Below are 15,274 nucleotides of genomic sequence, written 5' to 3' on the forward strand. Positions count from 1 at the left end.
ATGAAGTATTTTAAATATTTTGCCATCACCTTACTGATTATTTTGATTGATCAGGCTGTGAAAATGTGGGTGCATTATCAAATGGATTTTGGCACACCAGGTCAGATAAAAGTCCTTGGAGATTGGTTTAAGCTCCATTACACCACTAACCCAGGAATGGCCTTTGGCATGCAGTTGGGCTCTGAGTATGGTAAGTTGATATTGACCACTTTCAGGCTAGTGGCCATGTTCGGGATAGGTTATTATTTATTTTTACTTATCAACAAGGAATCCCATCCCGGCTACATTATTTGCATTGCCCTGATATTAGGGGGTGCCATCGGGAATCTAATAGACAGTATTTTCTACGGCGTATGGCTGGGGAATGCACCATATGACGCCCCTAACCCCTGGTTTCACGGGCAGGTGATAGATATGTTTTACATCGATATCTGGGAAGGATTCATTCCGGACTGGGTACCCATTTTCGGTGGTAGTTATACCGCCCTGTGGCCAATATTTAATATTGCGGATGCCTCAATCTTTGTAGGCGTGGCCATCATTTTAATTTTTCAAGGAAGGTTTTTTGAAGCCGAAAAAGATGGGAAGGAAGACGAAATCCAAAAGCAGTTTATTGATGAAAAACATGCCTAAGGCATAGAAAACCTTCTTACACCCTAGGTGTTCCTTACATATGGAGAAAAAAGCCGTAGTTATCGGGTCAGGAATTGCAGGTCTTGCCTCAGCGGTGAGGTTGGCCATCAAGGGATTTAAGGTTGAGGTTTTCGAGGCAAATACATATCCGGGAGGCAAATTGTCTGAAATCAGCAGAAGTGGGTATCGATTTGATGCCGGGCCTTCCCTATTCACCTTGCCGGAGGAAGTAGATGAACTTTTTAGGCTTGCGGGTAAAAACCCAGAAGATTATTTTGTCTACAAAAAACTGGACATAACCTGCCAATATTTTTGGGAAGATGGCACCAGGATACGAGCCTTTTCTGATGTCCATAGGTTTGTAAAGGAAACACATGAGCAGCTTCAGGAGCCTAAAGAAAATATTTATAGGGCACTGGAAAAGTCTGCGTATATGTATGAGCACCTTTCTCCCCTTTTCATGAAACGTTCCCTTCATAGGTTTTCCACTTGGGTGAGTAGAAAAGCGTTCAGCTCCTACCTGAATATGGGTAAGTTGGGGATTTTTGGTACCATGGATGCTGCAAACCGACAACAGTTTCAGCACCCAAAATTAGTACAGCTATTCAACCGATATGCCACCTACAATGGGTCAAATCCCTATCAAACTCCTGCCACTCTCAACATAATTCCCCATCTTGAATTTAACCGGGGGGCATTTTTCCCTGTTAAAGGGATGCATGATATTACCAATAGTGTTTTTACCCTTGCGCAGGAATTAGGGGTGAAATTTCATTTCAACACACCTGTACAAGAAATTTTGGTGGATAAGGGAAAGGCAGTAGGGGTGTTGTCAACAAAAGGAGAGCACCTAGCGAATGTAGTAGTGAACAACATGGACATGGTAAATGCCTATAAGACCCTTTTAAAAAAGCAAAAACAACCCAAAAAACTGCTTGACCAACCCAAGTCCAGCTCTGCGCTGATCTTTTATTGGGGCATAAAAAAGGTTTTTCCCGAATTGGGCCTTCACAACATTTTCTTTAGCGAGGACTATAGAAAGGAATTTGAACATATTTTTGCAAAAAAAGCCATTTATGAAGATCCTACTGTTTATATCAACATCACCTCTACTCATAAACCGGATGATGCTCCAGAGGGGGGCATGAATTGGTTTACCATGATCAATGTGCCCAACGACCAGGGGCAAGATTGGGACACCCTTATAGCAAGTGCCAGAAAAAACATCATTGCCAAAATCAATCGCATCCTAGGAACCGATATTTCAGCCTATATGGAGGTGGAGGATATTTTGGAACCCAGAAGCATCGCTACCAAAACGGGTAGCTCTCAAGGAGCCCTTTACGGCAACAGTTCCAATAACAGGTATGCTGCCTTCTTAAGGCATGCCAACTATTCCCCTTCTGTCAAAAACTTGTATTTCTGTGGGGGGAGTGTTCACCCTGGGGGAGGTATCCCCCTCTGTCTGCTATCTGCCAAAATCATGTCGGAAATGGTGAATCCTTAAGGCTCAACCAGCACTTTGTAGGTTTCATAAAGGTTAAGTATATCCCGGACATACTGAACGGCCATATGCCCTTTGGCATAGCCACTGGTCACCCAAGGATCCCTGTAAACTTCCGGACTTGATTTCCTTTCCAAATAATAGGCAACATTGGTCCATTGCCGGGTATCCTTACTATATTTAAGCGCCAGCCTCCATGCGTCTTGCACATGTCCATGTCCCACATTATAGCTGGCTAGGATAAATTTAATCCGCTCCGAATTATCAGGCACCCTCTCTAACCAAAAACTATCCAGGTATCTTAAATAATTAACCCCTCCACGCAAGCTTTCCACGGGATCGTTGGGGTTAGAAACCCCGAACCTCTGAAGGGTTACCGGCATCAACTGAAGCAGGCCCACAGCCCCTGCATAGGAAATCGCCGAGGTGTCAAACCTACTTTCCTTATACACCAAGGAGGCCAACAACCTCCAGTCCCAACCCAATAAATCAGCCCCTTCTTGGATAATTTCATCAAACTGGCTGATTCTTCCTCCGGAAACAGAAGAAAAAGGGGAAGTATTTCTAAAGTAACTGTTCTTTTTGTTTAAAAAATATTTGTCATAGAGGATAGCTTGATACCCGGTACTACTTGTCCTGTCCAGCCATTTATCGGTGGCCTGGAGAAGATCCGGGGAATTTTTTCTTAATGCCCATGACACCGGGGATGGTTCACTAATGGCAAGGCTGACGTCTATATTATCAAAATAAGTGGCATTAACCAGCCCCACATCATCGTCAACTACCGTAAAATCTATTTCTCCTTCCACCACTTGGTAAATTAGGCTTTCATTGTTTTCATTCTTTTCTTGAATATGAATTACAATTCCCAAGGAGTCCGCTAAGTTTTGGAGTTTTTCCCTATAAATCGTTCCTTTCTTTATATAAACCGTCTTTTGATGTAGGGAGTCCGTTACGGAAATCGCCTTGTTGTTTTTGGCTTGTACCAATACTGTTTTCATTTCCCGAATAGGAGTGGAAAAGTTGGCATATTTTTTCCGTTCCTCTGAAATCTCCAGATTAATCGCAATAATATCTGCCTTTCCTTCATTTAGGTCCCGGAAGGATTTCTCAAGCCCATTACTGATGACCAGCCTAAGGTTTACATCCAGATGCCCTGCCAAATTCCTCAGCATCTCGTATTCATAGCCCATGGTTTTGCCTCTGTACACATAATAGCTGGTTGAGCTATTATCTACAATGGCCCTTATAAATCCCCTTTCCTTTATGGATTCTAAATCCAATTCTACCGGATTTTCCCAAAATGGTTCCTTTGCTTTTTTTTGTTGCTGCTGACAGGCGAAAAATAAAATAGCGGGAAATAAAAACAACAAGCTATGCCTGAGTAATTTATTCATGCATAAAACCCTGCAAAACAGGAGATGGTGTCTTCAATAATAAGGCAAAAAAATCAATTTACCAAATCCCCATTCCCCAAGATCAGTAAGGGTGAAAGCCAAATCCCTCAAAACACTTTTTCATAGGGATTTGTGAAATAAATTTTTCCAGATAAGCGCATCAACTCTATTTCTGCTTCTTTTATATTATATAGTGCCTCAATCAGCCCGTTTTCAGCCTGCAGCCTATTGACCTGAGCGTCCCTGAATTCCAAATAATTGGCAATCCCCAAGCGAAATCTATCCAATGCAATATCTGAATTTTCAATGGCAACCTGGTAATTTTCTTTAGCAATGTCCATCAGTCTTAAGCTATTATTATACACATTGAAGGTTCTCTGTATATCCGATTGCATTTGGATCTCGAATTGATCCAAAAAATGCCGCTGATTCTGCATCTGAATTTTTGCTCCTTGGATGCGTCGGTTCAAAGAAAAACCACTGAACAGGTTCCAAGAAATCGTGGCACCCAAGGTAATTCCGTCCTGTTGGTTGGTCAAAAGAAAGCCGGCCTCAGACTCCAGAAAATTATTGTTGTAAGCTCCATTCAGGGCGATAGTGGGAAGGCGTTGCGCCTGAAGCTCTCTAACCTGAAGATAGGCCACATTTTGCATACGTTGGTTAACCAAAAGTTGCTTGTTATTTTCATAGGCATTATCCAGCAGGTCTTCAATTCTCAGGTTATCACTTACGGTAATTGTATCGTTGATCACAAACTCCTTGTTGGGCTCAATCACCAACAATTCGTTTAGGTTTACTTTTGAGTTTTTTATGACTTGATCTTGGTTGACCAAAGCCGTTAAGTCTGCATTGTAATCCACCTGGGCCGCCAGGAAATCCCTTCTCGAAGCTCTACCAAAGTCATATTGAGCCTTGGAGATTTTAACCCTCTCTCTGGATAGTTCCAGAGCGGTTTGAAGCACATTGTGCCTCTGCTGCTCCAAGACCAGCCTGTAATAGGCGGTCGCAATTGCAGCAACCGTATTTTCTATGGTTACTTTGGCCTCCAGCTCACTCACCTCAGCTAATTTACCCAGTCGTTGAAGTGCCACCACAGCGTCCATACTGAATCCATAAAATGCCACCAAGCTATAGTTATTGGTAGTGGTTTCAGCTCCAGCAATAACCCTTGGTACATCAGGATCATTCAAAAAGGTTTGTTCGGTATCTTCCCTTCTATACGTCCTGATGTTGGTAGCATCCAAGGAAGGTAATAACAGGCTCCTCCCAATTCTGATGTCGTTTTCTGCTAAAATGGCCTCATTGATCCCGATTTTCACATCGAAGTTTCTTTCCAAGCCTAATTGAATGGCCTTTTCAAATGTCAATGGTTCTTCCTGCCCTATACTCATCATCGCTGGGAGCATAAGAACCATACTGAATAAAAGTTTTTTCATGCGTTTATAATTGTCTTTTCATAGGTCATATAGCCTGCCCCTGCCTGCCCCGAACTCGTTTCGGGGAACTTGCTTCTGGGGAATCTCGCATGGTTGATAATCATTCCAGTGTGTGACGTTTTCGTCATGCTCGATTTAATCATTAAACTCTCGCTAATCTTCCTTTCTTAGAAGTCAAATAGGTATATATTCCTGGAATCACGAATAGGGTTAATACAGTAGAAAAGAGCATCCCGCCTATAACCACCACACCCATAGGCACCCTGCTTTCTGCCCCGGCACCAAGTCCCAATGCGATAGGCAAAATCCCTAATATGGTGGAAAGACTAGTCATAAGTATAGGCCTGAATCGGGAGGACGCTGCTCCAAGTATAGCATCATGGATACTCATTCCTTGGGCCTTTCTTTGGTTGGCAAACTCCACAATCAAGATACCGTTCTTGGTCACCAAGCCTATCAGCATAATGATCCCAATTTGGCTGAATACATTTGAGGTAAAACCAAACAAGTGCAAAGAAAGTAATGCCCCAAAGATGGCCAAGGGAACCGTAAACATTATAGTAAGCGGATCCATAAAGCTCTCAAACTGAGCAGAAAGCACCAAATAGATAAGCACAAGAGCGAAAATAAAGGCAAACACCAGACTGTTTGAGCTATCCCTATACTCTTTGGATAATCCAGCCACGTCGGTACTGAAGGTTTCATCCAACACCTCATCGGCTATTCTGTCCATTTCTACAAGACCATTGCCAACGGTTTGACCAGGAGCTAGACCTGCAGAGACGGTTGCACTTACAAACCTGTTGAACCTAAAAAGCTGTGGGGGCGTGCTCCTTTCTGTGACCTTCACCAGATTGTCCAATTGAATTAACTCTCCACCCTCTCCACGTACATAAAGCATCCTGAGATCAACAGGTTTGTTCCTGTCTTCCAGTCTCATCTCACCCACTACCTGGTATTGCTTGCCGTTCATGATGAAATAGTCAAAGCGCTGACCGGAATAGGAAAGCTGTAGGGTTCTGGCTATTTCTTGAACAGACACTCCTATGTTCCTGGCCCTTTCCCTATCGATTTCAACCTCAATTTCTGGTTTGGTAAACTTCAGGTTGATGTCCCCGAAATTAAAAACTGGGCTTTGATTGACCTTGTTCATAAATTCAGGTATGACCTCCTTTAACTTTTCAAGAGTCTGTGCCTGAATCACAAATTGAACAGGCAAACCAGCCCTTCTGTCCCCAATGGAAGGCTCCTGTACCCCAAAAGCCCTGACAGCGGTCTTATTCTTGAGGTAATCCGAAAGTTCATCAAAAATTTCCTGTTGTTTTCTCTCCCTTTCATCGGATTCAGTAAGTATGACCCGCATAAAACCGCTGTTGGTACTTGCGGTTCCGAATCCAGGAGAAGTCACGGTCACCAAGCCAAAGAGCTCTTTTTCGGTTAACATCTCTTTTATCTCCTCGGTCATTTCATCCAACACCCTATCCATAAATCCAAATGTGGCACCCTCTGGACCCGTCATATTTACCCGTATTTGACCCCGATCTTCGATAGGTGCCAATTCCGTAGGTATCTCATTAAAAAGATAATATATACCTCCACCCATCAATAATACTATCAACAAGGAAACCCATTTTACCTTCATAAATTTGGTAAGGGCATACTCATACTGGTTATTTATCCATAAAAAAAAGGGTTCCGTTTTCAGATAAAGCCAATTTTGCTTTTCCCTTTTCTTTAACAACCTAGAGCTGAGCATGGGAGTCATGGTAAGGGCAACAAAGGAGGAGATGATCACTGCCCCAGCCACTACTATACCAAACTCCCTAAACAACCTGCCAGTGGTGCCTGTCAAAAAGATTACGGGTAAAAACACAGCCGCCAGTGCCACAGTGGTGGCAATAACTGCAAAGAATATTTCTTCCGTTCCTTTTTCCGCAGCTGAATTTGGCTCTTCCCCCCCCTCAATTTTGGTGTAAATGTTCTCCAATACTACAATGGCATCATCCACCACCAATCCAATAGAAAGTACAATACCCAGAAGTGTCAATACATTAATGGAGAAACCCATCAAATACATTATAAAAAAGACACCTATTAAACTAATGGGAATGGTAAGCACCGGTATGAAGGTGGTTCTCCAATCCCTCAAAAAGAGAAATATCACCAATACTACCAAGAAGAAAGCGGTGAAAATGGTTTGCTTTACCTCGGTAATCGAGTTTCGGATAAACTTGGTTACGTCAAACCCTATATCGAGTTTCACATCCGGTGGCAAGTCTTTTTTGATAAACTCCAGCCTTTTGTAAACCTCATCCACAATTTCAATATTGTTGGAACCAGGGAGGGGGGCAACTGCAACTCCAACCATAGGGATCCCGTCCCGTTTGAGAACAGTCCGCTCATTGAGAGGAGCAAGCTCCGCATTCCCTATGTCCTGAAAAAGAACCACATTATTGCCTTCCTCTTTGATAATAAGCCGGTTAAACTCATCTGGTGTACTCAAACGGCTTCTGGTTCTTACAGAAAGTTCTATAGAACTACCTTCGATTCTTCCCGAGGGAAGCTCCACATTTTCACTTTGTACTTTACTGAGCACATCTATGGGGGTCACTCCATAGGAAGCCATTCGAAGGGGATCCATCCGCAATCGCATGGCATATTCCTTATCTCCCCAAATTCGAACCTCACTTACTCCGTTAATGGTCTGAATCCTCTCCTTGAGGATGTTATTCCCTATTTCAGAGATTTCCAATAAGCTCCTTTTATCACTTTGGACATTGATGAGGATGATGGGCTGGTTATCCGAGTCCTGTTTAGCTACCACTGGTGGATCCGCATCAGGAGGAAGGTTTCTTTGGGCCCTAGAAACCCTATCCCTAACATCATTAGCCGCAGCCTCCATATCGGCACCCACCTCAAATTCCACTGTGATATTACTGTTCCCGTCATTACTGATGGAGGTAAGGGACTTAATCCCAGAAATACCATTGATGGCCTCCTCAAGCGGTTCTGTGATTTGAGCTAGGATTACATCTGCATTGGCACCTACATAAGCTGTTCTTACGTTTACGATTGGAGGATCCACATTAGGATATTCCCTTACACCGAGAAAGGAGATCCCAATAATGCCAAAAATCAAAATGGTGAGAGACATCACTATGGACAATACTGGACGTCTTACGCTGATAGTGGATAAACTGGACATAAATAAATCAGTTCACTTGGTTGATAGCCAGGGGCATTCCGTCTCTGGCCTGTAATATTCCTGTGGTCAATACCTGCTCTCCAGGTCGTAGCCCATCGATAATCTGAACTCTTCGATCGGTCCTTTGTCCTATGGCCACTCTCCTGGACTCTACTTTTCCATCATTGACCACGAAAACTTTATACCCTTCTAACTCGGGAACCAAAGATTCCGCCGGCACCAACAAGGCGTCCTCTTGGGTGCTTAGCACAATTCTAACTCTGACAAACATTCCCGGGAGAAATTTCCTGTCCTTATTGGGGCTTTCTGCCCTAATACGCAGGGTTCGTGTTGAAGCATCTATGTTTGGTTCTATCGCATAGACCTTCCCCACCCCTTCTTCAATGGAGACATTAGTGCTAAAATACACCCTTGCCCCGGGTTTAATTTCATTGGCATAACGCTCAGGGATAGAAAACTCTATTTTTATCGGGTCCACATTCACGATGGAAGCAATTACATCCGTATTACCAATGACACTTCCCTGCGAAACCTGTCTTAACCCCAAAACCCCGTCAAATGGGGCACGAACAACCATCTTGTTCAACTGTGCCTCTACTAAACTCAAATCAGCAAGATTTGTGTTAAATTGATTCAGCACAATGTCATATTCTTCTTGGCTGATGGCCTCCCTGGCCAAAAGTTCCTTTTGTCTGTTTTCCTGGCTTTCATACAACTTTTTGGTATATTCCAACCTTTGGTATTGGGCCTTCAACTCATCGTCATTAAGATACAGTAAGGGGGTCCCTTTCTTCACAAACTCCCCTTCCTTAAAGGGAATTTCCAAAACCAACCCAGCTACTTCTGGTCGAAGATTCACCATTTCGTTGGGAATCAGAGTCCCCGTTACACTTAGGTTGTTATCCAAGGTTTCCGGCTGAACCTCCACTACATTTACAGGTAAGGCACTTGCCTGTTGCGCTTGAGGGGTTCCTACACCAATATCTTCTCCATCATTGGCCGAAAAATATAATTCCATCCTGGGATAGAAAAAAATGAGGACTATCACCAAGGCTATTACAGCCATTAAAATAATTTTGGTAGTCTTTTTCATTACGGTTGTTAGATCACAATATATTAACAGGCACTTTGGAAACTTATTCAGGTAAAACCCTAATGCATGTCCCAAAGTTCAATGCGGCAAAAGTACCGCAAAAGATGCAAAATTCACCTTCTTTGCGTAAATTTTACAAACCTATTTTGATGCACAAGTTAGTCGGGATATCCCAGCTTTAGAAACAAATAAACATAGGAGGTAATTGTTAGCTATCAATGGTTAATAAAGAATTTTTTTAGGTTAAACTCGTGCATTTCAGTATTCCTTTGGTTTATCAACTAAAGCGCAAATGTTATCGATATTTTACATGGTGGCTACACCATTCCTACTTGAAGGCACGACCTAGAAGGATCTGATGATGAAGAATGTCAAACTTCCCTTTGGACTTTAAACTCCAAGACAATGGCATTTCAAAAAAAAGGAGGCTGTCTCCAAAGTAAAGACAGCCTCCTTTATTCTATTTGTCTAAGGAATTAATCTTCTTCTTCCACTACAGGAAGCATTACCCTGTCAATCTTATGAACAAATCCAGATCTGAATATGTCATCATTTACATTTACCAAGGTGGATTGAGAATTGTCTTCACCGAAGGTAAGCCTTACCGCCCCATCAGCAGTGGACACCCTAGGCCTAACCTCTCCTTGAAACTGGGGAGTTAAAGCCTGTCCATTACTGACGTTAGCCGAGTAAATCACATTGTTGATAATATGATAGCGTACTATATCTTCTAATAATTCATCGCCTAGTTCTTCTACCAGCTCTTCCAAGGATTGAAACTCCAGGTCATCGAGTAAATTGGCAAAAGCCTCATTGGTAGGCACAAAGAAAGTCCTGTAATCAGCACTTAATTGACCTTCTAAACCCAATAAGTCTACCACCTCTAGGAAAATGCTCACATCATCTTCATTTTCCAGATAGTCACGGATGGAATTTTGCCTGGGGAGTAGCACCTGGTCAATCAGATGAACGGTACCATTTCCAGTTTCAGACCTGACGATAGAGATGTTTTGATTATTAAACCTGATGGTTCCACCAGCTCTGTTAATGAAAATATGCTGGTCACTTATAGTCTGTATAAAATTAAAGTTGGTCTGGCTTAATGTGGATTGGGTGATATTGGGGTTGGCTATATGATATTCCAAAATTTCCCGTAATCCCTCTATGTCATCTGCCGAGCTGATGTTATTTTCCGCAATGAAATTTAAAATAGCATTGTCGGTAGGTGCAAAAACAGCCCTTTGGGCTTGGGTTTGGGTACCCACTAATTCTCCCAATAATCCCTCTTCTTCCACCAATTGACGGAATATAGACAGCTCAGACTGCTGCGCAATCACATTACTAAGAATCGCTCTTTCTGACCTTCCTTCCACCGGCTCTTCGAAATTGTCGTCGATGCAACCCGTAAACAGGAAGGCGGAAAATGCGATTAAATAGGAAATATTATATATGAACTTCATCGTGAATACAGTTTGGATAAATTACTTGAAAATATACCTTAAACCTACCTGAGCATTCCAGGTTTGACCCAGGTTGATGATGGATTGGGTTACTGAGGTAGGATATACACCTGCTTGACCCTGTATGCTGTTTAATGTGAATTGACCATTGCCATTGGCATCAGCCCCAACGAAGTTCATCAAATTGTTTTGAATCACTTGCCTGCCTACTCCCCACGAATCTTTCAACATATTGCCCACGTTCAGGATGTCCAGGGAAATCTGAAGCTTGTGCTTGTTGGTATCTTTGGTAAGATGTAGATCCTGAATCAACCTGAAATCAAACCTGTGCAACCATGGAAGCATGGCACCGTTTCTTTCGGTTACCTGACCTCTCATGGTGCTAAGGTATGGGTCATTTTCAATGTATTGATCCAAAATTTCCCACTGTTCTTGAGCGGTTTGGGTGATCATTCCTCCTGAAACCCTATCAATAAGTTGGGCATCCTCAAAACTCTCCGGCACGTACATCAACCGAACACCTCCACCGTCACCGAAATTTCCGGAGTAGGTATAGCTGTACCTGCCTTGCTCACCGCCGTCGTAGAATAAAGAAATTTGTGTGTTGTTGTATTCGTTAAGTCCCTTGGTATTGAAAGAAACCAAACCCACAATCCTATTTGGCTGATCAAACCTGTTAAAACCGACTTCGGGGTTGTTACGATCACCCTGAACAGCATTTGGCCAAAGTGAAGCTGCCTGTGAACCACCTATTAGGCCAAAGTCCCTTTTTTGACTCCTAGTATAAGCTAAGCTTGTAAATATGCCACTACCCCAATCTTTCTGAAGCTGAAAGGTCAAAGCACTATAAGTACCTACATCTATATTGGTCAACAAGAAAAGCTCATTGATAGGGGTTCCACCTATTCCCTGTGAGTACCGGGGATACCCAACCCCTCCAATATTCACCACATCCCCAGTTGGGACACTTGCCAAGTTGGCAGCAAATGGGCTGTTGTAGTCCCTGGATAAAATCCCTTCCAAGGTGAAGACAAAGCCATCCCCAAATGTATAATCCCCTGCAAGGTTTGACCTCCAAGTTTGTGGCAATCTAAAGTTTTGATCCGTTACGTTTACGGAACTGGAAATTGCCGGCTCCTGCTCCGCAGGGTTGGGTCTATAAAAGTTGATGTCTGGCTGGAACCCCTGCCATTCTCCTTCAGCCCATTGATTTTGAGTTCTTCCGATAAAGCCCCTGGTTATTCCATTTGCGTTGATCTGATTTGATAAATGCACAAAAATGGGCCTTCCGGTAAACAGCCCGGTACCACCTCTCACCTGTAGGGAACCATCACCCATGGCATCCCAGTTTAGTCCAAACCTAGGTGAAAACACTGGGTTTACAGGTGGGAATTGACTCACATCAGGAGTAATCATCTGCCCTGGGTTTCTGGGGTTTTCAACGGAAACGTTTAAAGCATCCAATCTGGGATTGCTCGGGGCGTCTATCGGATAGAAAGGCATGTCCACCCGCAGCCCTGCGGTCAACTTCAGGTCCCTGTTGACCTGATATTCGTCTTGAATATACAATCCCACCTGGCCAAACGCAGTCCTATCTGTTGGAAGTGTAAATGGATTATCGGCATCATAGGTAAAACCAATCGCAAAGCCATCAGGAACCACATTCTGATTCTGATTGATCACACTCTCCACAAAACTGTTATAGGAATTATATCTGTACCAGGAATCCCAAGTGGGGTTGAAGGCGTTGTCAAAGGTCATGTATTCAAAATTCAGACCCGCGGTAAAAGTATGGTTTCCTAAAAAGTAGTTGAAGTTATTCGTCAGGTTAAAAGTCTTGTTGTCTAGAAGATTCCCTCTGGTAAACAGCTCTGTCCCCATAGACATGTAATATAGTGGGTTTCCTGCTTCAAACTCTAACACCTCAATCATTGGAAATTCCTGTCCTCCTGGTACACCCCTTTGGGTTACTGCACTGGTATACCCGATATTCAAAGAGTTGGCCATGTTATCGCCTAAAGTGGTGTTGAGCTCTGCTACTATAGACTGAACATTGTCCTCAGAAGTATAATGTGCATTCCTGAAAGTCAGCGCCTCGATTCCAAACCTATTGGTATTGGTAAATCTTTGGTCACCTGGCAATCCCCTGATGCTGTTTCCGTTGATGGTCACATCCCTTAATTGCTGGAACCTATTATACCTCACGGTAAGTTTGTTTCGGTCGTTCACATTGTAATCCAACCTGAAATTTAACCTAGTGGCATCATCTGTGAAGGGGATGTTTTCGTAAGCCCCTGTTTGATAACCATAAAGGCTGGAGAGTTGTTGGCTTACAAACTCAGCTCTATCTGCAGGTACCCTGGACACCACTTGGTTATCCGGAAGCAGCCCCTGCTCAGGTCTAGCAGCCAATCGGTTATCACCTGGGAGATCATTTACCTCCATCTCCGCACTAACAAAAAAGAATAGTTTGTCTTTGATAATCGGGCCACCGAAAGCTACCCCGTGGATATTGGTCCTTGAATCAGAAAAAGGAACTTCTCTGCCTCCGTTAACCGTGATTCCCTGAAGCCGGTCGTTTCTAAACAAGGTATATGCCGTTCCTCTCCATACGTTGGTTCCTGATTTGGTGATGGCGTTTACGTTTGCCCCTGTAAAACCACTCTGAGTAACGTCATAGGGAGCTATATTTACCTGAACCTCATCAATGGCATCTAAAGATATAGGGTTTCCACCTGCAAATTGACTGTCCCCTAAACCAAAGTTGTTGTTATAAATGTTGCCATCGATAGTGTAGTTATTATACCTCTGGTCTGCACCTCCAAAGCTTGTACCGTTACTTTGGGGAGTAAGTCTTGTGAAATCATTGATGCCCCTATTAATGGTGGGCATGGAATTAATTCTTTCATTGTTAAGCGAAGTAGAAGCACCTGTTCTGTCGGAGTTCATTATGGCATCCCTTCTACCGCTGATTTCAATTGCCTCTAGTTCCACTCCATCCGACAGAATGGAGTTTAGAGTATATTTCTGCCCTAAAGAAAGCGTGATGTCAGAATATTCCCTTTCCTCAAATCCCACGAAGGAAATCGTCACAGTATAAGGCCCCCCCACTCTCATGTTGGGTAAATTAAACCTGCCATCCATGTTTGTGACAGCTCCATAGCGCGTTCCAGAGGGCTCGTGTGTAGCCACCACATTGGCTCCAGGCAAAGTCTCACCGGTGTCATCTGATACTGTCCCCTGCATACTTGCCGTAGTCACCCCTTGGGAGAATACAGTTCCTGAAATTAGCAGGAGAGTAAGCAGAGGAAAAAGATACTTCAGTAATTGTTGTTTCATCGTTATGTAGTTAGATGTTTAAAATTTAACGCTTTCAAGTTTCTCTATCAGGTAAATTTTACCACAAAGGTATAGGGTCAATTTGGGATTGCTTTTTTGGAATTGTTAAGTTTTGCGGTTCGGGAACAAAAGTAATTAACAATTCCATAACTTATAAACTTACAGATAGTTTTTACTTTATGATTTATCCACGCTTTTTCCAACTAAAATTTCCTGCAACGACAGCCTAACGATGGATAATTTCAAGTTTTGAATCATATGTCCTTTTTTACTTAGAAGTAATTTTTTCAGTGCCTTCATCGAAATGGGCAGTACAATCCAGCCCAGTGAATTTCTTTTTATATTTAAACCCCCAACCAATCACAGAAATGATGCAAAGAAAAGGAGTTCTTTGGCTCTATGTTTTTCTATTCCTGGCCATGATAGATATGACCTTGCTCATCCAAGGTTTTTTCAAATTGAGGATTTTCACTAAACCTTTATTAATGTTGCCCCTGCTTTTTTACTTCCTATATACTACCAAGTTGATCAAAGGCAGCTTGTTGAGAAAGTGTGTAGCTGCAGCCTTAGTTTTTGCCTCCATTGGGGACACCTTGCTGTTGTTCCCAAATTTGTTTTTGTATGGCATGGGTGCCTTTTTTATGACGCATTGTTGCTACATAATTGCCTTCAAACTTACCCAAAACCACTCTTTCAACCCCTTGCAAGTAAATTTTGTGAAAATGTTTCTTTATAATTTACCCATCTATATCGGGGCGGCCTTTGTGTATTTCCTGATTCACACCAACCTACAGGACTTAAAAATCCCTGTAATTATTTATCTCCTTGCGATAGTAATGATGGCTACTTTAGCTAGAGAACGGTACGGAAGGACAGATCCTTCAAGCTTTTGGCAGGTCTTTATTGGGGCCATTCTTTTTTTAATTTCGGATGCCATCCTGGCCCTAGATATGTTTTTTAAACCTTACCCAGAAGCTGGGATTTTAATTATGGGAACCTATTTGGTAGCTCAGTTACTGATACTAATGGGCATAAGAAGTCATCTAATTACCATGAAAAAATAAAAAATCGGCCCTCTGGGTAAAACCATTAGGGCCGATTTAAAGGACTGCTTTTTACTATACCTGAGTTTATTGGTACTTCATAGGTACTACTGGGTGTAAAATGGATTGAATGGTAAAATTTCTCTACAGATTTTATTCTGCTA

General features: G+C 42.7%; 9 protein-coding genes. 3 read left to right on the forward strand and 6 right to left on the reverse strand.

Annotated features, from left to right (window positions below; all coding sequences use genetic code 11):
* Nucleotides 1-633, forward strand: coding sequence for a lipoprotein signal peptidase (locus tag DB520_RS00095; protein ID WP_114747652.1), 633 nt, complete (start codon nt 1-3; stop codon nt 631-633).
* A gap of 40 nt (nt 634-673) precedes the next feature.
* Nucleotides 674-2,140 (forward strand): 1-hydroxycarotenoid 3,4-desaturase CrtD, encoded by a 1,467-nt coding sequence (crtD, locus tag DB520_RS00100; RefSeq protein ID WP_114747653.1) that lies wholly within the window; start codon nt 674-676, stop codon nt 2,138-2,140.
* Here the strand turns inward: crtD and DB520_RS00105 are convergent.
* The 6 genes from DB520_RS00105 to DB520_RS00130 form a co-directional block, all read right to left on the reverse strand.
* Nucleotides 2,137-3,534: an MltF family protein gene (locus tag DB520_RS00105; RefSeq protein WP_114747654.1), complete on the reverse strand. Its 1,398-nt coding sequence runs from the start codon at nt 3,532-3,534 to the stop codon at nt 2,137-2,139. The two genes, crtD and DB520_RS00105, sit on opposite strands and share 4 nt — an antisense overlap.
* Nucleotides 3,535-3,641: 107 nt before the next feature.
* The gene (locus DB520_RS00110; protein ID WP_114747655.1) at nt 3,642-4,970 is read right to left on the reverse strand and encodes a TolC family protein; all 1,329 of its coding nucleotides are present in this window, start codon (nt 4,968-4,970) and stop codon (nt 3,642-3,644) included.
* A 142-nt stretch (nt 4,971-5,112) separates the two neighbouring features.
* Nucleotides 5,113-8,175 (reverse strand): efflux RND transporter permease subunit, encoded by a 3,063-nt coding sequence (locus DB520_RS00115; RefSeq protein ID WP_114747656.1) that lies wholly within the window; start codon nt 8,173-8,175, stop codon nt 5,113-5,115.
* 7 nt (nt 8,176-8,182) lie between these two features.
* Nucleotides 8,183-9,268, reverse strand: coding sequence for an efflux RND transporter periplasmic adaptor subunit (locus DB520_RS00120; protein ID WP_114747657.1), 1,086 nt, complete (start codon nt 9,266-9,268; stop codon nt 8,183-8,185).
* A gap of 476 nt (nt 9,269-9,744) precedes the next feature.
* The gene (locus DB520_RS00125) at nt 9,745-10,728 is read right to left on the reverse strand and encodes a fasciclin domain-containing protein (RefSeq protein WP_114747658.1); all 984 of its coding nucleotides are present in this window, start codon (nt 10,726-10,728) and stop codon (nt 9,745-9,747) included.
* A gap of 21 nt (nt 10,729-10,749) precedes the next feature.
* Nucleotides 10,750-14,067, reverse strand: a complete 3,318-nt coding sequence (locus DB520_RS00130) for a TonB-dependent receptor (protein ID WP_114747659.1) — start codon at nt 14,065-14,067, stop codon at nt 10,750-10,752.
* A gap of 368 nt (nt 14,068-14,435) precedes the next feature.
* Between DB520_RS00130 and DB520_RS00140 the strand changes: the two genes are divergently transcribed.
* Nucleotides 14,436-15,131 carry a lysoplasmalogenase gene (locus DB520_RS00140; protein WP_317047720.1) on the forward strand — a complete coding sequence of 232 codons (696 nt, stop codon included), beginning with the start codon at nt 14,436-14,438 and terminating at the stop codon, nt 15,129-15,131.
* Nucleotides 15,132-15,274: the final 143 nt, after the last annotated feature.

Origin of the sequence: Pleomorphovibrio marinus (genome assembly GCF_003347495.1) — a bacterium.
Taxonomy (GTDB): Bacteria; Bacteroidota; Bacteroidia; order Cytophagales; family Cyclobacteriaceae; genus Pleomorphovibrio; species Pleomorphovibrio marinus.

What these genes read in the sequence shown, in the direction of transcription:
- DB520_RS00095 (WP_114747652.1), top strand. Translation starts at nt 1, where the DNA reads ATGAAGTATTTTAAATATTTTGCCATCACCTTACTGATTATTTTGATT.
- crtD (WP_114747653.1), top strand. Translation starts at nt 674, where the DNA reads ATGGAGAAAAAAGCCGTAGTTATCGGGTCAGGAATTGCAGGTCTTGCC.
- DB520_RS00105 (WP_114747654.1), bottom strand. Translation starts at nt 3,534, where the DNA reads ATGAATAAATTACTCAGGCATAGCTTGTTGTTTTTATTTCCCGCTATT.
- DB520_RS00110 (WP_114747655.1), bottom strand. Translation starts at nt 4,970, where the DNA reads ATGAAAAAACTTTTATTCAGTATGGTTCTTATGCTCCCAGCGATGATG.
- DB520_RS00115 (WP_114747656.1), bottom strand. Translation starts at nt 8,175, where the DNA reads ATGTCCAGTTTATCCACTATCAGCGTAAGACGTCCAGTATTGTCCATA.
- DB520_RS00120 (WP_114747657.1), bottom strand. Translation starts at nt 9,268, where the DNA reads ATGAAAAAGACTACCAAAATTATTTTAATGGCTGTAATAGCCTTGGTG.
- DB520_RS00125 (WP_114747658.1), bottom strand. Translation starts at nt 10,728, where the DNA reads ATGAAGTTCATATATAATATTTCCTATTTAATCGCATTTTCCGCCTTC.
- DB520_RS00130 (WP_114747659.1), bottom strand. Translation starts at nt 14,067, where the DNA reads ATGAAACAACAATTACTGAAGTATCTTTTTCCTCTGCTTACTCTCCTG.
- DB520_RS00140 (WP_317047720.1), top strand. Translation starts at nt 14,436, where the DNA reads ATGATGCAAAGAAAAGGAGTTCTTTGGCTCTATGTTTTTCTATTCCTG.